The 17,602-nt window shown below is 63.2% G+C and carries 20 protein-coding genes; 3 read left to right on the forward strand and 17 right to left on the reverse strand.

Features of this window, described 5'->3' with window-relative positions; translation table 11 throughout:
- Window positions 1–377 precede the first annotated feature (377 nt).
- The 11 genes from gcvH to EA346_RS01425 form a co-directional block, all read right to left on the reverse strand.
- Window positions 378–815 carry a glycine cleavage system protein H gene (gene gcvH / locus EA346_RS01375; protein ID WP_296754699.1) on the reverse strand — a complete coding sequence of 146 codons (438 nt, stop codon included), beginning with the start codon at window positions 813–815 and terminating at the stop codon, window positions 378–380.
- Between the two features lie 40 nt (window positions 816–855).
- Complete coding sequence (locus EA346_RS01380) at window positions 856–1,254, reverse strand: DsrE family protein (RefSeq protein ID WP_296754702.1); 399 nt, start codon at window positions 1,252–1,254, stop codon at window positions 856–858.
- Between the two features lie 12 nt (window positions 1,255–1,266).
- On the reverse strand, window positions 1,267–1,713 hold the full coding sequence (locus tag EA346_RS01385; protein WP_296754705.1) for a glycine cleavage system protein H: 447 nt from the start codon (window positions 1,711–1,713) through the stop codon (window positions 1,267–1,269).
- Window positions 1,714–1,986: 273 nt separating this feature from the next.
- On the reverse strand, window positions 1,987–2,898 hold the full coding sequence (locus tag EA346_RS01390; RefSeq protein ID WP_296754706.1) for a CoB--CoM heterodisulfide reductase iron-sulfur subunit B family protein: 912 nt from the start codon (window positions 2,896–2,898) through the stop codon (window positions 1,987–1,989).
- Entirely contained in the window at window positions 2,891–3,607 is a 717-nt protein-coding gene (locus tag EA346_RS01395) for a 4Fe-4S dicluster domain-containing protein (RefSeq protein WP_296754709.1), read from the reverse strand. The genes EA346_RS01390 and EA346_RS01395 overlap by 8 nt, the downstream gene beginning before the upstream one ends.
- 51 nt (window positions 3,608–3,658) lie before the next feature.
- Complete coding sequence (locus tag EA346_RS01400; protein ID WP_296754711.1) at window positions 3,659–4,498, reverse strand: hypothetical protein; 840 nt, start codon at window positions 4,496–4,498, stop codon at window positions 3,659–3,661.
- Entirely contained in the window at window positions 4,473–5,501 is a 1,029-nt protein-coding gene (locus EA346_RS01405) for an FAD-dependent oxidoreductase (protein WP_296754740.1), read from the reverse strand. The genes EA346_RS01400 and EA346_RS01405 overlap by 26 nt, the downstream gene beginning before the upstream one ends.
- A 20-nt stretch (window positions 5,502–5,521) precedes the next feature.
- Window positions 5,522–6,928: a heterodisulfide reductase-related iron-sulfur binding cluster gene (locus tag EA346_RS01410; RefSeq protein ID WP_296754713.1), complete on the reverse strand. Its 1,407-nt coding sequence runs from the start codon at window positions 6,926–6,928 to the stop codon at window positions 5,522–5,524.
- Window positions 6,929–6,971: 43 nt separating this feature from the next.
- Window positions 6,972–7,643 (reverse strand): 4Fe-4S dicluster domain-containing protein, encoded by a 672-nt coding sequence (locus tag EA346_RS01415; protein ID WP_296754742.1) that lies wholly within the window; start codon window positions 7,641–7,643, stop codon window positions 6,972–6,974.
- 205 nt (window positions 7,644–7,848) lie between these two features.
- Window positions 7,849–8,079, reverse strand: a complete 231-nt coding sequence (locus EA346_RS01420; RefSeq protein ID WP_296754716.1) for a sulfurtransferase TusA family protein — start codon at window positions 8,077–8,079, stop codon at window positions 7,849–7,851.
- 136 nt (window positions 8,080–8,215) lie between these two features.
- Window positions 8,216–8,548 (reverse strand): rhodanese-like domain-containing protein, encoded by a 333-nt coding sequence (locus tag EA346_RS01425; protein WP_296754718.1) that lies wholly within the window; start codon window positions 8,546–8,548, stop codon window positions 8,216–8,218.
- Window positions 8,549–8,796: 248 nt separating this feature from the next.
- On the opposite strand from EA346_RS01425, the gene EA346_RS01430 reads away from it, so the two are divergent.
- From EA346_RS01430 to soxB, 3 genes are all read left to right on the forward strand, one after another.
- Entirely contained in the window at window positions 8,797–9,108 is a 312-nt protein-coding gene (locus EA346_RS01430; protein ID WP_296754720.1) for a hypothetical protein, read from the forward strand.
- A gap of 52 nt (window positions 9,109–9,160) precedes the next feature.
- Window positions 9,161–10,582: a M48 family metalloprotease gene (locus EA346_RS01435; RefSeq protein WP_296754723.1), complete on the forward strand. Its 1,422-nt coding sequence runs from the start codon at window positions 9,161–9,163 to the stop codon at window positions 10,580–10,582.
- 114 nt (window positions 10,583–10,696) lie between these two features.
- Complete coding sequence (gene soxB, locus EA346_RS01440; protein ID WP_296754725.1) at window positions 10,697–12,478, forward strand: thiosulfohydrolase SoxB; 1,782 nt, start codon at window positions 10,697–10,699, stop codon at window positions 12,476–12,478.
- A gap of 67 nt (window positions 12,479–12,545) precedes the next feature.
- Here soxB and alr read toward each other — a convergent pair whose 3' ends face one another.
- The 6 genes from alr to rpsF form a co-directional block, all read right to left on the reverse strand.
- Complete coding sequence (gene alr, locus EA346_RS01445) at window positions 12,546–13,631, reverse strand: alanine racemase (protein ID WP_296754727.1); 1,086 nt, start codon at window positions 13,629–13,631, stop codon at window positions 12,546–12,548.
- On the reverse strand, window positions 13,628–14,989 hold the full coding sequence (gene dnaB / locus EA346_RS01450; protein ID WP_296754730.1) for a replicative DNA helicase: 1,362 nt from the start codon (window positions 14,987–14,989) through the stop codon (window positions 13,628–13,630). Before dnaB ends, alr begins: the two co-directional genes overlap by 4 nt.
- Before the next feature lie 64 nt (window positions 14,990–15,053).
- The gene (rplI, locus tag EA346_RS01455) at window positions 15,054–15,503 is read right to left on the reverse strand and encodes a 50S ribosomal protein L9 (protein ID WP_296754732.1); all 450 of its coding nucleotides are present in this window, start codon (window positions 15,501–15,503) and stop codon (window positions 15,054–15,056) included.
- Window positions 15,504–15,577: 74 nt separating this feature from the next.
- On the reverse strand, window positions 15,578–16,498 hold the full coding sequence (locus tag EA346_RS01460) for a DUF2232 domain-containing protein (protein WP_296754735.1): 921 nt from the start codon (window positions 16,496–16,498) through the stop codon (window positions 15,578–15,580).
- A 26-nt stretch (window positions 16,499–16,524) separates the two neighbouring features.
- Entirely contained in the window at window positions 16,525–16,752 is a 228-nt protein-coding gene (gene rpsR / locus EA346_RS01465) for a 30S ribosomal protein S18 (RefSeq protein WP_296748528.1), read from the reverse strand.
- A gap of 66 nt (window positions 16,753–16,818) precedes the next feature.
- Window positions 16,819–17,235 (reverse strand): 30S ribosomal protein S6, encoded by a 417-nt coding sequence (rpsF, locus tag EA346_RS01470; protein WP_296754738.1) that lies wholly within the window; start codon window positions 17,233–17,235, stop codon window positions 16,819–16,821.
- Window positions 17,236–17,602: the final 367 nt, after the last annotated feature.

A 17,602-nucleotide genomic window follows, 5' to 3' on the forward strand; every position in this document is an offset into this window, starting at 1 on the left:
CGCAAACTGTAGGTCGGGTTAGCCCAAAGGGCGTAACCCGACGGGCCTCGCACCCCACCCATGGGCGCAAAATAGCGTCGTCCCTGGGACGTCGTCGGGTTACGCTGCGCTAACCCGACCTACTGGGCTGTGACTTTCACGCTAAATGGATCTAAACATTCGATCCGATCAGGACCCGCGATGACAGAACCTTCGTTCAGAAGAAAGAAGACGCGCAGGTATAAAAACGAAAACGCGAGGGCGGATCAAAGCACGCAAAATCGCCCCTCAGCAACTCAGTATCGGGGATCGCCTTCGACCCCTTTTTGGAAGCCAAAAAAAAGCCGCCGACCCATTTTCACGGGTCGGCGGCTGATCCCGGGATCAGACGATCGACTTCAGCAGCCGCCGAAGCCGTCGGCCTCCATCTTGGCCTCGAAGGCGGCCAGGGCGTCGGCACCGGTCTTCAGATCGCCGGACTCGCCATCCCAGTCTTCAGGCTTGATCTTGACCAGCCAGCCTTCGCCGTAGGGATCCTCATTGATGAGGCCTGGCTTCGCGGCGACCGCGGGATTGGTCTCGACCACTTCGCCGGTGACCGGAGTCTTCGCGGGACCGACCCACTTGCCGGATTCGACCGTGGCGCAGGACTTGTCCTTCTTCACGGTCTTGCCCGCCTTCTTCGGCGTATAGGAGACGATCTGCCCGGCGAGCGAACAGGCGTAGGAAGTCAAACCAACCGTGGCAGTGCCGTCACTCTCCTTACGCACCCACACGTTACTTTCGATGTTATAGAGCAGATCTTCAGGAATATCACAACCCCGAACTGCACCCATGATGCCCTCCAGTATTGATTAATAAATCGGATGAATGGTCTTAAAAAGTAAGCGTCTTGTCGCTGCGTAGGACCAGGTCGGCGAGCTCGCTGGCTCGGTTGACTTCATCGACCTCGGGAATGAGATCGGTGGATGGGTCGATTTTATACCCCGGCAAAGCAGGGTGGCAAACATGAAGGGACACGCCTGCGCGTTTCGCATCACGAATGAAATCGATAATCAACTTGCCTCCCTCCATCGCCCTCAGATCGTCGGCGACGCCACGCTGCATCAGGCGCACACCCTCCATGGTGAAGAAGATATGCACGTCGATATCCATCGAGGCCATCACCGAACCCAGGTAGAAGGGCGTCGCGCAGCGCCCGGGTTCCGTCGGGCCCGAGGTCATGATGATCACGACCGTCTGCTCCTCGTTGTCCAGGTAGTGCTCTGCGTTCATCTGGGCCTCGGTTCAGCGCGTCCGGCGCTGGCAATGGATGTCTTCGTCCCGGGCGCGCTGGCAGTAACCCTTCTCCGCCTCGTCACCAGTCAGAAACCGGCTTAGCGCGGCCTCGGCGCCCTCAGCAGCCTCGACCCGGGCCACCCACGCGTTGTAGGGATCGGAATTCAGCAGGAGGGGATTCTCGAGGACCTCGGCATTGCCCTCGACGATGGTGCAGTCAATGAAATTGGGAATCGGACCCGCCCACTTGCCGCTCTCGATGGTCGCGACCGGCTTGCCCGGCGGGCGTCGCGTACCCGGGCGCCGCACCCGGACGTGAATGATCTTGCCCGCGATCGTCTGCGACAGGTCGGTCATCCCCACCGTAAGGGTGTCGTCGTCCTCGCGGCGGATCCAGATCTGAAATTCGTCATCGTAGAACAGTTCGGGATGAAACTCGCACCCGTTGCAATCCATCTACCGCCTCCTGCAATAGCCGTTGGGCATCTTGCACGTCAGGGACGACGCACAGGCGCAACGGCGGATGACGCTGCGCTCTTCCGCCCTACGCATCCCCCTCGACATGATCCCGTAGGGTGCCGTGAGGCGCAAGCTGAAACGCACCGGGGTTGGTCGACGACGCCGGTGCGTGACTGCGAGCGCCCGGACGGTGCCATTCGCTGCGCTCATTGGCACCCCACGAGCGGCCTGCCCGTCTCGGGCGAGGCCGCTGCCCGTACGGACCCGAACTCAGATGACGCCTTTTTCCTTCAACAGTCCGATCGAGTCGCTGACGTTTTCATGGATGCCCAGCTTGCGCGGGGACAGACCCAGTGCCAGACCCAGCAACTGCGTGAAGTAGAGCACCTTCACGCCGGTCTTGATCCCGAACTCGGTCTCCGCCCGGACCTGGTGCATTTCCAGGCCCGAATGGCAGGTCGGGCATTCGGTCGCGATCACCTCGGCACCGGAGTCCTCCGCTGCCTGCAGAAGGTTCAGCACCAGCTGCGTGGAGGTGTCGGAGTCCGACAGGGTGTGCGCGCCACCGCAGCACGACGTCTTCAGCGGGTAGTCCACGTTCACCGCGCCGGCTGCGGCCAGCAGGTCGTCCATGAAGTGAGGCTTGTAGCTGGACTCGGAGCCGGGGCCCTGGTCCTTCTCGGGGAAGATCTGCCGCGGCCGCGTGTACATGCAGCCGTAGTAGTTCGCGATCTTGATCCCGTTCAGACTCTTGGTCATCCGCTCCTTGATGCCTTCCGGACCCAGTTCCTCCATCAGCCACTCAAGCAGGTGCAGGGTGCGCACGTCGCCGTTGTACACCGGATCGTCGGCCTTTCGGGCCAGGTCCTGCACCGTGTTCATCGCCTCCTGCGAAGTCGCGGTCTCGAACTCGGCCTTCTTCAGGTTGTGGTAGCAGCCGTTGCACGGCGCCATCACGGTGTCCATGCCCATCTGCTCGGAAGCGATCGCCATGTTGCGCGCCGACAGGTACGTCTGCAGCATCGGATGGACGTTCTTGACCTCCATTGCGCCGCAGCAGTTGTAGTCGCGCAGGTTCTCCATCTCGAGGCCGAGGGCTTTCACCAACTGACGAGTCGAACGGTCGTAGGGGCCGCCGGAACCTTCCAGCGCACAACCCGGGTAGTAAGCAACCTTAGCCATGAGCGGCCTCCTTCTGTTCGCGGACGTAGGCCTGCAGGACCTCACCGGTCTTGCCCCAGCTCTTGGTCTTGGGCGTAAACACGACGTTCATCCCCATGCGGAAGCCGTGGGCGACGGGCAGCCGTTTCATCATGCGCTTGGTGAATTCGATCAGCCAGGACTGGATCAGCGGCTGGCCGGACTTCTTGAAGAAGTTCTTCATCACCTTGGAATCTTCGATCCGGCCGTAATGGTAGATCTGCTCGGTGAACTCCTCGTCGAAGATGGTCGAGGGCGATTTCTCGGTGATGCCTTCCTCTTCCATCCAGTGCGCAAGCGCCTTCATCACACCCTCGGGCTTAACGTCCTTGGGACAGATGTTGGTGCACTTGTTACAGGACACGCACTGCCAGATGATGTCCTTGTCCTTGATCAGTTCCTCGGTGAGTCCGAGCCGGGTCAGGTAAATCCAGTAACGCGGGTTGAACTGCACGTTCTGCGCGTACATCGTGCAGGAGTTGGTGCAGGAACCGCACTGCCAGCAACGGTGCACGTTCTCAGCGCCGGTGTAGGTCTGGATCTTGGCCTCGAAGTCGTCGTCGTAGTCCTTGATCGTGCGCGGCGTGATCATGGTGTTCCAGTGGCCAGACACATCTACGCCGTCGACCACCAGTGAGTCGTGTTCGAGCAGGCGTTCGGCCTCGATCAGTGATTTTTCGTGTATCGCCATGACGTTCTCTCTCCCGGCGTCCGGTTTCCCGGACCTTCCTGTCGGTTCGTTCTAATGTATCGTCTCGTCCGAAGCCGGCTTCAGGCGGCCTTTCGGCGCGTCGATGCCGAGCATCTTCACCATCAGTTCCAGCGGATCCTGCTTCGCGCCGAACTGGGCATCGATCAGGCCCATGCTCATGGACAGCGAGCGGGCGTAGTCCGAGTAGGCCTGCGACCAGATCAGATCGGTCACGAAGGGCAGATCCCGGTAGAAACCCTCTTCCGCCAGCGCGTCGTAGAACCAGAGTCGCGCGCCCTCGATCGCTGCGACAGTCTCGCCGATCGGGATCTGCCGCAGGGTGTCATTGCCCCGAATGAACTCGCGCAGCGCCCCAGTCGTCGTCGAGGTATCCCAGACCCAGCGGCTTGCCAGCGGCACGGTATCCGGGTCGCGGAAGTGCAGGATCTCCGCGGCGAAATCCCAGAGCGCCCGGCGCAGTTTCCGGTCCTCGCCGGCAAGCTCAGCAAAGGCATGCAGGCGGTCGTCAATCGAAAGCTCCGACAGCACCAGTTCCCGGACGCCTTCCAGAATCGCACCCTCGCGCTCCGCCAGCAGCGGTCCAAGCTTGCGGCGCACCGAAAACACCAGACCGCCGAGCGTACGAAGATCGGCGCCGTCGATATCCACGCCCTTCGCGGTGATGCCGGCAAAGACCTCGTGCTTGCTGCGCAAGGCCTCGATGAAGGTCTCGAGACCGTCGACGCCGCCGGCCTCGCTGATCGCGGCCCGCAGCCCGGCCAGCTTCATCCCCAGGATCTCCTTGTTGAAGGTCACCTGGAGCGGCTCGGGGACGAGCCCCGAACCCGAAGCCGCCGCTTCGGCCTCAGCTGGCTTTCTGAACCAGCGCATGCAGATCACCGATGGCTCGACCAGCGGCGGCGGCACCTTGGGCGATGGAATCGTCGATGGTCTCGGGCCCGTAGGCGGCGCCGCAGGAGTAGATGCCCTTGCGGGTGGTGCCACAGGTGTTGGTGTAGTGCTCGGCGCGCTCGATGAAGCCGTGCTTCTCGAGGCCGACACCGAAGACCTGTGAGATCTCGGGATTGTCGGCGTTCGGATCCATGCCGATCGCATGGACAACGATGTCGAACGGGATCACGATCGGGCGCTTCACCAGCGTGTCCTCGCCCTTCACCAGCAGGCGGCCGTCACCCGATGCGGTGACCTCGGCGATACGTGCCTTCACGAACTTCGTCTTGAACTCTTCCTGGGACTTCCAGTAGAACTTGTCCTCGTACAGCCCGTAGGTCCGGATGTCCATGTAATAGATGAACACGTCGGTCTCGGGGGAGAGTTCCTTGATCTCCATGGCGAGATTCGCAGAAACGGTGCAGCAGATCTTCGAGCACCACTCACGACCGATCTGACGGTCGCGCGAACCCACGCAGAGAAGGATGCAGACCCGCTCCGGCACACGGCCGTCGGATGGGCAGGCGATCTTCCCGGCGGTCACCATCTGTTCCATCTGGGTCGTGGTCAGGACGTCCTCGAAGGTTCCGAAACCCCACTCCGGCTTGTTGATGGAGTCGAAATGGGTGAAGCCCGTCGCCAGCACCACCGCGCCCGCGTTCACCGTGTCGCCGTTGCTCAGCGTGGCGGTGAAGTTGCCGGCCTCGCCCTCGAGCTTGGCGACCCTGGCTTCCTTGTGAATGGTCACATTGGCGTCATCCTCGACGCGCGTGACCATGCGGCCGATCGCGTCCTTGGCCCACTCGCCGGAGGGAACGAGCTTGGCGTAACCGGAGATGATCGGCGCGCCGCCGAGGACGTCTTCCTTCTCGACCATCACGGCCTTGTAACCCGCGGCGGCAACGTTCGCCGCCGCAGTGAGGCCGGAGGGGCCCGCACCCACGACCAATACTGTGTCCTGACTCATGCCTTGCCTCCGTACGCGAGTTCGGGGTTGTAGAGATATTCGATGTTCCCGGCCTCGACTTCCTTCAGGTAGGCCTGGAAATTCTTCTTGGCTTCGTCCCAGGAGATTCCCATTTTCTCGACCAGGTCCTCGCAGGGAGAGGCGTGCCACTGCAGCTGTACGATCTTGAACGGGTCGGCACCGCAGGCCAGTGCGGCGAACTGAACCTCTGCCATGATCGGTACCTGGAAGTTCTGCTCGTGCGCCTTGCCGATCCACTGGTTCTTGTCCATGGTCGTCACGCAGCCGGTATCGTTGGCCAGCAGCACGTCGGCGTTGGCCTCCTCGCGCACCACGCGAATCTTGCGGTCCATCGTGAACGAGCGGGTGAACTCGCGCTCGGAAATGATGTGCCGGAAGCCGAAGCCACAGCAGTCGTACCAGGTCGAGTAGTCGATCACCTGCGCGCCCAGCGCCTTCGCGGTGGAGGTGATGATCGCGGTGCGGTTGCCACCGAGAACGTCGGGATCGTAAATCGCGTCCTCGTGCACCATCTTGTAGTAGTGGCAGGCGACGTGCGCGGTAGTGCGGATGTTCGAGACGTCGATGGTCTGCAGCTCGGAGGCGATGCGATCGCGCATCACGTGCACCCACTCGGAGTAATGGATGATCTCTTCCGGGATCACCAGCTTGCCATCGACCAGACGGCCCAGTTTGCCGAGGATCTTGGTGACCTTCTCGCGCAGTTCCGCGCTTTCCACCAGGTACTTGCGGATCTCCTTGTAGTTGCCGAAGGAGGTGCCACAGTGCACCAGCGGAAAGAAGTGGCCGAGCTCGTGGCCGTGCTGCTTGCCCGAGACATAGGACTGGTGGAAGTTGCGCAGGAACACCGCGGCCAGCGACTCCACGTTGCCGATACCGGACCCGTGGTAGTTCCAGGCCGTGCAGGAAGTCTGATCGGTCTCGTCCAGGTAGTCCTTGCCCGGCACGAAGCCGAACTTGTTCATGAACCACAGGAGCGACGTCGGGTAACCCGGGATGTTGCCGCACTGGCCGCAGGACTTGTGGTGCCAGAGCTGCTTGGTCGGGATCTTCTTTTCCCAGCCGAACAGGGTTTTCACCGTCGCAGGCTCGTGCTGATCGCCGATCCGGTGGATGATGATCTGGCCGTCCTTCTCCAACTCATACATGTGCTCACGGATGTCATCCATCCGGTCGCCGAGATCAATGGTGCGGCGATCGACGTGCTTGCGCACCCAGTCGGTCGCCTTGATCGCGTCCTCGCGGGACAGGTCGGTGGCCTGGAAGAACGAACCGTGGCCGGCAACACCCTGGCCGTCGGTATTGTGGAAGCCGGGCTTCATGGTACCTGCGCCGGCGCCGGCGGCACTCTGGTTGTGGTTGCCTGGGGTTTGATCGCTCATCGATGTGCTCCTGGTTGATTCGGGTGGGGATGACGGCACGGGTTCAATCGTCATCTTCTTCCTGCTCTTCGAGCCATTCCTCGTAGTCTTCACGCTTTTCGTCGATGAAGTCTTCGATGACGTCGAAGAGGTTTTCGTCCATGAGCTCGAGGGACTTCAGTACACCGGTCATTTCCCAGATGGTGTACATTTCCACCGAGGTCTTCAGCGAGACCTCCCAAGCGGTCTCCACGGTCTGCAGGGTCTTCACCGGGATCGCCTTGCGCAGGATGCGGAGGTCCCCTTCCACCTTCTGGATGTTCGGACCCCAGTCGGGGAAATGGTCGGGCTGGATCATGTCCGGCGACAACTGGTTGCCGGTGGTGATCAGCTTCAGCATCACGCGGCCGAAGGGGCGCAGCACATCCTTGGCCGACTGCATTTCGTGCTTGATCGCGACCTCGCGCATGATTGCGACCAGGCCGCCGGGGGAATTCTTGAAGGGACAGCGTGCGGCGCAGGTCATGCACTGCGCGCAGGCCCAGATTTTCTCCTGCATCGCGTCGTAGATCTGTTCGACGTTTTCGGTCCACAGCAGTTGCACGATCTCGCGGGGCGAGTAGTCGTAGAACTGGGCCGACGGGCAGGTCGCCGTGCAGATCCCGCAGTTCAGACACCCGTTGAGCTCGTGGTCGTAGCGGAAATCGCCACGGATGTCGTCGAAGATCTGCTGCATCTCAGCATATGTCGCCATGTTGCACCTCTTCGCTGTTGGGCGATGCAGGAATCCTGTGGAATCAAACTAGATCAGGTCTAATTCGCAAATCCATTTACCACAGGACAACCGCCGGATTTGTTGTTCGTTTTAGTAGGTTATTACGGGTAAAAAAGGGGCCGGCCCGCGAACGGGACCGGCCGCTTGGGGGTTCTGCGCGAGCCGGTTAGCCCTTCTTCATCAGGAAGAAGAACTTGCCACCTTCCTCGCGATGCTCGAGGAGCTCGTTACCGGTCTGCTTGGCGAAGGCCTGGAAGTCCTTAACGGCACCGGGGTCGGTGGCGATGATGTGCAACACCTGACCGCTGTCCATCGATGAAAGCGTCTTCTTCGCGCGCAGGATCGGCAGGGGGCAATTGAGTCCGGAAGCATCCAGCTCTTGGTCGAAATTGGCCATTACTCTAATCTCCTCTCTATTTCTCGGTGTATCGATAAGGTGGAGTCCGCCACAATCCGCTTGCGCCAGACACGTACAGCATCTCAGAAAGGTTGACGAACTTATAGGCGAATACGAATTCTAATACAAGAAAGTACTAATTTGGCGGGAGAATAGGCTTTCCGGCCCTGGCCCAGCCCACGATGCCCCCCACCAGATTGTGGACATCGCTGATGCCCTGCTGCCCGAGGAAGGCGCAGGCCTGTCCCGAGCGTGCCCCGGTCTGGCAATAGAGAACGACCGGTTTGTCGCCGGCCAGTTCGTCCTTGCGCAGGGGGATCAGGTGCAGGGGAATGAGTTCAGCATGGGGCAGCACGCCACGCGCGGTCTCCGCCATCGAGCGGACGTCAACCAGGCGATACTCCCGGCCCTCGGCGTCCCATTCCTCCAGGGTCTGCGGGGTAACTTCTGAAATCGCGACTCCGAACATGGCTTACCTCTCGTCGGGTCCGTCTTCAAGCCACCGGCCCTGCCGGGGTCGGGCGCGCGCGAAACGGAACCGGATTGTGCATCGGTGCTCGGGAATACAGACTCACCGAGACGATAGCAAGCTAGATTACTCGAAATATTAGCAGGTGCCAATATACGGTCTGCAAAGCATGGGGATAACTGCCCTGCCGACCGTGCTGTGCTAGGTTGCGCGAGTTCCGGAGCGCCACCCCTGACACGGAGATCGGTATGGAAAAGAACGCGTTTACGAAGGACGGCCATTACGCCGTTACCCTGCGCGACCGGGAAGGCCGGTTGCGCCCCGCCAACATCTACGTGCACCGGACCGAGGACGACTACATGATCGTCCGCCACACCTCCGGTGCCGATCTCGGCCTGCTGATTAAACTTGGCTATGATGCGGTGGTCAAAATCGTTCGTACGCACCCGGTCTTGGACCGCAAGCGCTTCATGATCCCCGAGGCGATGCTGAAGCCCAAGCTCTGGGAGACCCGCGACAGCATGCGGACCTACTCGTCGGCGCCAGGCCTGGGCAAGTAAGCAGCCCGGAATCTGCGGACATCGAGGGTTCGCCACGACGGATCCTCGATGCATGAAAAGAACTTTCGCAGGCCTGTTCCTTCTCGCCGGGCTGGCCTTCACCGTCGCCTACGGTCAATCGGGACGCCTGCCCGACCTCGGTGACGCCTCCGGCGGACTCCTGACCCCCAGCGAGGAACTCGAACTCGGCCGATCGCTGCTGCGCGAGATCCGTCGCGTGATGCCGCTGGTGGAAGATCCGGAGATCGCGTTTTACATCGATGCACTGGGCCGCCGCCTGGTCTCGAATGCGCCGGATGCCTCCGGAACATTCCATTTCCTCACCATCGACAACAGTCAGGTCAACGCCTTTGCGATGCCAGGCGGCATCGTTGGCATGCACACGGGCCTGATCGTTGCCGCCAGGGACGAGGCCGAACTGGCCGCCGTCATCGCACACGAGATCGCGCACATCACCCAGCGCCACATCGCGCGCATGTATGCCCGCGGACGCGACATCAACTTCACCACCGGGCTCGCAATCCTGGCGGGAATCCTTGCTGCCAGCATCGACCCGGAGCTCGGCCAGGCCGCCATCGCGGGCGGCCTGGCCTTCGGGATGCAATCGCAGATCGATTACACCCGCAGCAACGAGGCCGAGGCCGACCGTGTGGGCATTCAGATCCTCACGTCCGCCGGTTTCGATCCGCATGCGATGGCCGATTTCTTCGAACGCATGCAGGAACTGACGCGAGGGGCCCACGACGCGGTTCCCGAATACCTGCGCACCCATCCCGTAACCCTTGGCCGTATCAGCGATGCGCGCGGCCGCGCCGAACAGATTCCAGGCGACTTCACCCGTGACGACACCGGCCTCTTCGACTGGATGCAGGCCCGGGTGCGCGCCCTGTCCGATCCCCAGCGCAGCGTCCGGGATCACGAGGCCCGGCGCAGGCACAGCCTCGTACAGTTGTACGAGGCCGCGGTCGCCCACCTTGAACTTGGCCAGACCGACGCCGCCGAGCAGCTGCTGGACCGAATCCCGGCGGGTGAAGCACCCACGCTTGTGCTGGCGCTGGCCGAAACGGCATTGCTGCGGCGACAGGACCGGTTTGCGGAGGCGCTGGAACAACTCGGGCAACTGGATTCGGTTTACCCGGGGCACCCCGTCATCGGGGCCCTCCGGGCCCACACATATCATGAGGCAAACCAGCATCGCGAAGCCGTGCGGATGGTGGAGCAGGTGCTCCGCCGGCAGTCCACCCCCGACCCGCATCTGCTCCGCCTGAAGGCCGACGCGGCCGATGCCGACGGACGCATCGCGGTCAGCCGCGAGGCGATGGCCGAGTATTTCTTCCACCGGGGCCAGTACGACGAGGCGGTCCGACAGTTCGACGACGCTCTCGTGGCGCGCGATGCAACTCCGCGGGACGTCGAGCGTATCGAACACAAGCGCGACACGGCCCGTCAGGTGGCGCGGCAGGACTCCCGCTAGCCGGCGAGGACTCCCCGCAGGGAATGAAGCGCGGCCTCCACGCGTCAGGTAAGGTGTTCGCGCCGAATCCCCTGCGCTCGACGTGATTCCCATCCACCAGGAGGTCGAAAACCGATGCAAGTCAACCGCCGTGAATTCCTGCAAATGCTCGCCGCCGCCAGCGTCGCCGGCTTCCCCCTCACTGGTCTTGCCAGCAGCCCCGGCCGTGGCAACATGTACGACCTGCCGCGCTATGGAAACGTGAGCCTGTTGCATTACACCGACTGTCATGGGCAGTTGAACCCGATTTTTTTCCGCGAGCCCAACATCAACATCGGTGTCGCAGGCATGCGCAACCAGCCGCCGCATCTCGTCGGCGAGGCCCTGCTGAAGCACTACGGCATCGAGCCCGGCGGCAAGAAGTCACATGCCTACACTTACCTCGATTTCGTGGCGGCCGCGGAGCAGTACGGGCGTGTTGGCGGTTTCGCACACCTCTCCACCCTGGTGAAGCAGATGAAGGCTTCGCGCCCTGGAGCCCTGCTCCTGGACGGCGGCGACACCTGGGGCGGCGGGACCGGTACCGGCGTTTGGACGAACGCGCAGGACATGGTCGATGCGCAGAAACTGCTCACCAGCGACGTGATGACGGGGCACTGGGAGTTCACCTATGGCGCGGACCGCGTGATGGAGGTCGTGGAGAACGACTTCGCAGCGGCGGGCATCGACTTCGTCGCCCAAAACGTGACCGACGTCGACTGGGGCGACCAGATCTTCAAGCCCTACGTGATCCGCGAGATCAATGGCGTGAACGTGGCCATCATCGGCCAGGCCTTCCCGTACACCCCGATTGCGAACCCCCGCTACATGGTCGAGCAGTGGTCCTTCGGCATCCGGCCGGATGACATGCAGCGCCAGGTCGACGCCGCCCGTGCCGAGGGCGCCGAGATCGTCGTCGCGCTGTCGCACAACGGCATGGACGTGGACCTGAAAATGGCCGGGATGGTCGACGGTCTTGATGCGATCTTCGGCGGCCACACCCATGACGCCGTGCCTGCGCCCAGCCCGGTGAAGACCCCGGATGGCGGGACCTGCCTGGTCACCAACGCCGGCTCCAACGCCAAATTCCTGGCCGTGATGGACTTCGACTTCCGCGACGGCAAGATCCAGAGCTGGAAGTACAACCTGCTGCCGGTATTCTCGAACCTGATCGACCCCGATCCGGAGATGCAGGAGTACATCACCAACATGCGCAACCAGGAGGTCACCTTCAACGGCGAGACCTTCAACATGGAAGAGAAGCTGTCCGAGGAACTCGCGGTTGCCGACTCCCTCCTCTACCGCCGCGGCAATTTCAACGGTACCTTCGACCAGGTCATCGTCGATGCCATCAACGAGCAGATCGACGCACAGATCTCCTTCTCACCCGGCTTCCGCTGGGGCACCACCGTCATGCCGGGCATGCCGATCACCTTCGAACACGTGATGGACCAGACCGGCCTGACCTACCCCGCCGTCACTCGCAACGTAATGACCGGCTCGATGATCAAGACCATCCTCGAGGACGTCGCCGACAACCTGTTCCATGAAGACCCGTTCTTCCAGCAGGGTGGCGACATGGTCCGCGTCGGCGGCCTGAAATACGCGATCAACCCGACCAACAGGATCGGCGAACGCATCCTTTCGATGGAACTGGACGGCAAGCCGCTGGATCCCGACAAGGAGTACGTGGTCGGTGGCTGGGCCAGCGTGCAGGAAGAGCCGGCCGGAAACACCGGACGCATGATCTGGGACGTGGTGGCCGATTACCTGCGCGACCACAAGACCATCAACATCGGTGTCGCCCAGCTGAACGAACCGGTCGTCGAGGGCATCGACGAGGACAACCTCGGCTTCGTCCCGACGTCCAAGATCTGACCGAAGTCATTTCGCAGCCCCAGACCCCGCCTCACGGCGGGGTTTTTTGTGCCCGGAGCCACGCGCCTCAGGGTTCGACGATCTGCAGCCTCCCGGCCACACGGGTCAGCAACTCGTAGCCGATGGTTCCCGCCGAGCGCGCCACGCGCTCCACCGGCAGGCCTTCACCCCACAGTGTCACCCAGTCCCCCACCCGCGCATCGGGCACCCCGCTGAGGTCCACCTCGAGCATATCCATCGACACCCGCCCCACCAGTGGGCATTCCCGCCCATGCACCAGCACCGGCGTGCCTGAGGGGGCATGACGTGGATAGCCGTCGGCATAGCCGATCGCGACCACGCCGACCCGGGTGGGGCGCGTGGCCGTCCAGGTCGCGCCATAGCCGACGTGAGCCCCCGGCTCCAGGTTTTTCACCGCGATCAGCGGCGCGGTCACCGTCATCACCGGTCGCAGATCCCGTTCCGGCCCATCCTCCCCCAGCAAGGGACTGGGCCCGTAGAGCATGATACCCGGGCGAATCCAGGCGCCCCGCGGGGCCGCGGCGGCGAGCCCGGATACGACCGCCGCGGAATTCGCGAAACTTTGCTGCCCGGGCAACTCGGACACGGCAGAGGCGAATTGATCCAATTGCACCCGGTTCTGGGGATGCCCGGGCTGGTCGGCACAAGCCAGATGGGTCAACCAATGCAGGCCGTTGCGCGCGGCGGGATGGCGCTGGACCTGTTCAAGCAGGATCTGCGCCTTGAGCGGTGCGAAGCCCAGACGATGCATACCGGTGTCGAGCTTGATCCAGAGCCCCGGCAACACGCCGCGAAAACGGGCGAGACCCGGCAATTGCGCCTCATCGTGGAGGACGGGCTGCAGCGCATGGCTGCGACACACCTCCCATTCCGAGGCTTCCCGCGGACCCTGCAGGACCAGGATCGGCGCCGTGACGCCCGCACAACGCAGGACCAGGGCTTCCTCGATACAGGAAATGGCGAAACCGTCGGCAAACCCATCCAGTTGCGCGGCGGCCCACTCGATGCCGTGCCCATAGGCATCGGCCTTGATCACCGCCCAGACGCGCTTTTCCGGAGCCAGCGCGCGCGCCCTGGACAGGTTGTGGCGCAGGGCGCCGGCGTTACGCTGGATGCGGGCGGCGCGCTTCACGCCTGGACGCCGACACCATAGACGTCAGGGTGATAGTTCTCGAAGCGCGTGTACTGGCCGTGGAAGGTCAGCCGAACGGTGCCGATCGGGCCGTTGCGCTGCTTGGCGATGATGATCTCGGCGGTGCCCTTGTCGGGGCTCTCGTCGTTATAGACCTCGTCCCTGTAGACGAAGGCAATCAGGTCCGCGTCCTGTTCAATCGCGCCCGATTCGCGAAGGTCGGACATCACCGGGCGCTTGTTCGGGCGCTGCTCCAGCGAGCGGTTGAGCTGGGAGAGAGCGATCATCGGCACACCCAGTTCCTTCGCCAGCGCCTTGAGCGAACGCGAGATCTCGGAGATCTCGGTCGCTCGGTTCTCGCGCGAACCCGGGGACTGCATCAGCTGCAGATAGTCCACGACGATCAGACCGAGGCCCTTGTGCTCGCGCATCAGCCGGCGCGACCGCGCGCGCAGTTCGGTGGGCGACAGGGCCGGGGTATCGTCGATGTACAGCGGCGCCTCGGAGAGCATCGACACAGCACTGGTCAGACGCGGCCAGTCCGCATCGTCCAGCCGCCCAGAGCGCAGTTTCTGCTGGTTGATCCGCCCCATCGACGACAGCAGGCGCATCGCAATCTGCTCACCCGGCATCTCCATGCTGAAAACCGCGATCGGCTTCGCCGTCTTCATCGCCACGTACTCGGCGATATTCATCGCGAACGACGTCTTCCCCATCGACGGCCTCCCGGCAACGATGATGAGGTCGCCCGGATGCAGGCCGGAGGTGAGTTCGTCGAGATCCTGGTAACCGGTGGCGATCCCGGTGATCGGGCTCTTGGTCTCGAACAGGTGCTCGATCTGTTCCACCGCCGCGGCCAGCAGCGGTTTCATGCCGCGGAAGCCCTGGGCACCCCGCGCGCCCCGCTCCGCAATCGCAAAGACCTTCTGCTCGGCCAGGTCCAGCAGTTCGCGGGTCGGGCGCCCCTCCGGCGCGAAGGCGGAGTCGGCCACCTCGGTACCCACGGAGATCAGGGAGCGCAGGACGGAGCGGTCCCGCACGATATCGGCGTAGGCCTTGATGTTGGCAGCGCTGGGGGTCTGGCTGGCGAGTTCGCCGAGATAGGCTAGGCCGCCGGCGTCCTTCAACTGCCCGGCGTTCTGCAACTGCTCGGCGACGGTGACCATGTCGAAGGGTGCGTTGCGCTCGGCGAGCGCGGCGATGGCGCGAAAGATCAGCCGGTGATCGTGCCGGTAGAAGTCGTCGGCGCCGATGCGGTCGGCGATCCGATCCCAGGCCTCATTGTCGAGCATCAGCCCGCCAAGCACCGACTGCTCCGCCTCGACCGAGTGCGGCGGCACGCGAAAGCCCTGGGTCATGACGGTCCTGACATGGAGTCCATCCCGGGCTCAGGCCCCGCCCGGGGCCCGAGCCCGCCGAGGATCATTCCTCGCCGGTCACGATGATGCGGATATCGGCGTCCACATCGGCATGCAGATGCACCTGGATCTCGTATTCTCCCGCCTGGCGCAGGGGGCCTTCGGGGAGACGCACCTCGCGCTTCTCCACTTCCACGCCGCGCGCGGTCACTGCGTCGGCGATGTCGGACGCACCGATCGAACCGAACAGCTTGCCCTCGCCCCCGGCCTTCGCCGTGATCTCGATGACCATGCCGGTCAGGCTCTCGCGCCGCGTCTCGGCGGCAGCCAGTGCCTCGGTCGCCGCGCGTTCCAGTTCGGCACGGCGGGCCTCGAATTCGGCGATGTTCTCCGGCGTGGCGAACTTGGCCTTGCCCTGCGGCAGCAGGTAGTTACGGGCATAACCCGGACGCACGCGGACCTTGTCACCGAGACCGCCCAGGCTATCGATTTTTTCCAGCAGAATGACTTCCATCTTGGTTTTCCTGTAAATCGTTGAATGAATCCACACCGGTCGCGCAGAGTTTACACGCGAACCATCCGAACTGTTCAGTCCTCGCCACCCTTGCCACTGCCGGGTGCCGGGAACCGGTCGCGCAGGCTTGCCACGCCATCGATCGCGCCCAGCGCTGCGATCAGCAGGAACATCTGCGGCAGCGCGAGCACCATCAACACGTACATACCGGCCAGCCAGAAGTTGCTCATGTTCTGTGCATGGGTCAGGGCATGCATCACGGCCAGCCCCTGAAGGAAAAACAGCACCGCCAGGATGAACGCCAGCTCGAGCGCCAGCGGCACACCCGCCAACTGCCCGAACAAAGCCAGCATCACTGCCGCGATACTGACGTAGCGACCCATCTGCAGGGCGCGGAACTCGGGGCCGAAGGCGCCCGGGTTGAACAGCAGCGCCTGCCAGTAGCGTGCGATCACCAGACTCAGGACCACGCTGAGCAGGAAGATCCCGGCCAGCAGCCCGGTCAGGAACGGTGCGACCGTGACCAGCGCCGCCTCCAGTTCCTCGGCCGCCGGCCCGCCCGCCTCGATGAACGGCGCGAGCATCTGCATTCCGACGGCGACCCAGGCCGCCTCCAGGTCCGGCACCAGCAATCGAGCCGTCAGCACCAGCGTCCCGGCAACCAGCGCCGCCATGGACAGGGTCGTGCGCCAGGACACCGACTGCCGCAGCACCTCACCCATGGCCACCACCGGCAGCCACTGCGCAAGCCCAGCCATGATGCCGATCAGTGGCGACCCACCCATCAGCGCCAGGACCAGCGCACCCAGGATCAGGGAGGCGACGCCGGCGACGAAAAGCGCCTGCCCCACTCCCAGGCGCAACGCCACCAGGGCGACGACGGCACCGCTGAGGATCGCGATGGGCGGAACGAAGATGCCAAGCGCGCCGAGGCCCGCTGCCGCGCCCACTGCGCGCCAGCGCCCCTGCATGGCAAAGTCGGCCAACAGGCGCATTGGCGGCCCCTGTGTTCCGGAAAGGCCTAGAACTGGTTGTCGGTGTACGGCAGCAACGCCAGGAAACGCGCGCGCTTCACGGCGGTGGCCAGCTGGCGCTGGTACTTCGCGCTGGTCCCGGTCACCCGACTCGGGACGATCTTGCCGGTCTCGGTGATGAAGTTCCTGAGCAGATTCAGGTCCTTGTAATCAATGTACTCGATACCTTCGGCGGTGAAGCGGCAATACTTGCGACGACGGGAAAAACGGGCCATGACAGTGACTCCTGAGACAATCGGGTGGAAGCAATATGGATTAAGGGACGCGTGCGGTGGTGGAGACTAGGCGCGGGCGCCGACGTCCTCTTCCTCGTCTTCGTCCTCGCCGCGCCCGCCGCGGTCATCGCGACGAGGACGGCCCTTGCCGCTCTCCTCCTCCTCGCGGCCCTTGGCCAAGGGCGAGGGCTCGGAGTCCGCCTTCTCCATACGCATCACCAGGTGCCGCAGAACCGCGTCGTTGAACCGGAATGCGCTGACCAGTTCCTCGACCGCTTCCTCGCCTGCCTCGACGTTCATCAAAACGTAATGGGCCTTGACCAGCTTCTGGATCGGATAGGCCAGCTGACGGCGCCCCCAGTCCTCGAGCCGATGGACGATGCCCTCCTGGCTCTCGACCATCGCGCGATAGCGCTCGATCATGGCCGGGACCTGCTCGCTCTGGTCGGGATGGACCAGAAAAACCACTTCATAATGACGCATGCAAACTACTCCTTACGGGTGACAGCCTCCCGCCCGGAACGAAGATTCCGACGGTGAGGCAAGAAGTCGCCGAGAGCGGCGAGAAAAGCGCGAAAGCATAGGCGATCGGCCCGTGCAATACAAGACGAACTTTCATGGCCTCGGAAAGCACCACCCCGAATGATGAAAGCGGAAGCGCCTATGGAGTGCGGCGCCGGGCGATCCCCGGCGCCAAATAGCGGGAGCAAGCTCCCGCACTCCATAGGCTGGAACGGGGCGCGGGCGTCATCGTGACTTTCACGTTAACTTTCATGGCCCTGCGCCACCCCTGACGATGAAAAGCCGCAAACTGTAGGTCGGGTTAGCCCAAAGGGCGTAACCCGACGGG

This window comes from Thioalkalivibrio sp., from assembly GCF_007692535.1.
Taxonomy (GTDB): domain Bacteria; phylum Pseudomonadota; class Gammaproteobacteria; order Ectothiorhodospirales; family Ectothiorhodospiraceae; genus Thioalkalivibrio.

Bases quoted from the DNA above. Each gene is read 5' to 3' on its own strand.
- gcvH (WP_296754699.1), bottom strand. From the start codon at position 815: ATGGGTGCAGTTCGGGGTTGTGATATTCCTGAAGATCTGCTCTATAAC.
- EA346_RS01380 (WP_296754702.1), bottom strand. From the start codon at position 1,254: ATGAACGCAGAGCACTACCTGGACAACGAGGAGCAGACGGTCGTGATC.
- EA346_RS01385 (WP_296754705.1), bottom strand. From the start codon at position 1,713: ATGGATTGCAACGGGTGCGAGTTTCATCCCGAACTGTTCTACGATGAC.
- EA346_RS01390 (WP_296754706.1), bottom strand. From the start codon at position 2,898: ATGGCTAAGGTTGCTTACTACCCGGGTTGTGCGCTGGAAGGTTCCGGC.
- EA346_RS01395 (WP_296754709.1), bottom strand. From the start codon at position 3,607: ATGGCGATACACGAAAAATCACTGATCGAGGCCGAACGCCTGCTCGAA.
- EA346_RS01400 (WP_296754711.1), bottom strand. From the start codon at position 4,498: ATGCGCTGGTTCAGAAAGCCAGCTGAGGCCGAAGCGGCGGCTTCGGGT.
- EA346_RS01410 (WP_296754713.1), bottom strand. From the start codon at position 6,928: ATGAGCGATCAAACCCCAGGCAACCACAACCAGAGTGCCGCCGGCGCC.
- EA346_RS01415 (WP_296754742.1), bottom strand. From the start codon at position 7,643: ATGCAGCAGATCTTCGACGACATCCGTGGCGATTTCCGCTACGACCAC.
- EA346_RS01420 (WP_296754716.1), bottom strand. From the start codon at position 8,079: ATGGCCAATTTCGACCAAGAGCTGGATGCTTCCGGACTCAATTGCCCC.
- EA346_RS01425 (WP_296754718.1), bottom strand. From the start codon at position 8,548: ATGTTCGGAGTCGCGATTTCAGAAGTTACCCCGCAGACCCTGGAGGAA.
- EA346_RS01430 (WP_296754720.1), top strand. From the start codon at position 8,797: ATGGAAAAGAACGCGTTTACGAAGGACGGCCATTACGCCGTTACCCTG.
- EA346_RS01435 (WP_296754723.1), top strand. From the start codon at position 9,161: ATGAAAAGAACTTTCGCAGGCCTGTTCCTTCTCGCCGGGCTGGCCTTC.
- soxB (WP_296754725.1), top strand. From the start codon at position 10,697: ATGCAAGTCAACCGCCGTGAATTCCTGCAAATGCTCGCCGCCGCCAGC.
- dnaB (WP_296754730.1), bottom strand. From the start codon at position 14,989: ATGACCCAGGGCTTTCGCGTGCCGCCGCACTCGGTCGAGGCGGAGCAG.
- rplI (WP_296754732.1), bottom strand. From the start codon at position 15,503: ATGGAAGTCATTCTGCTGGAAAAAATCGATAGCCTGGGCGGTCTCGGT.
- EA346_RS01460 (WP_296754735.1), bottom strand. From the start codon at position 16,498: ATGCGCCTGTTGGCCGACTTTGCCATGCAGGGGCGCTGGCGCGCAGTG.
- rpsR (WP_296748528.1), bottom strand. From the start codon at position 16,752: ATGGCCCGTTTTTCCCGTCGTCGCAAGTATTGCCGCTTCACCGCCGAA.
- rpsF (WP_296754738.1), bottom strand. From the start codon at position 17,235: ATGCGTCATTATGAAGTGGTTTTTCTGGTCCATCCCGACCAGAGCGAG.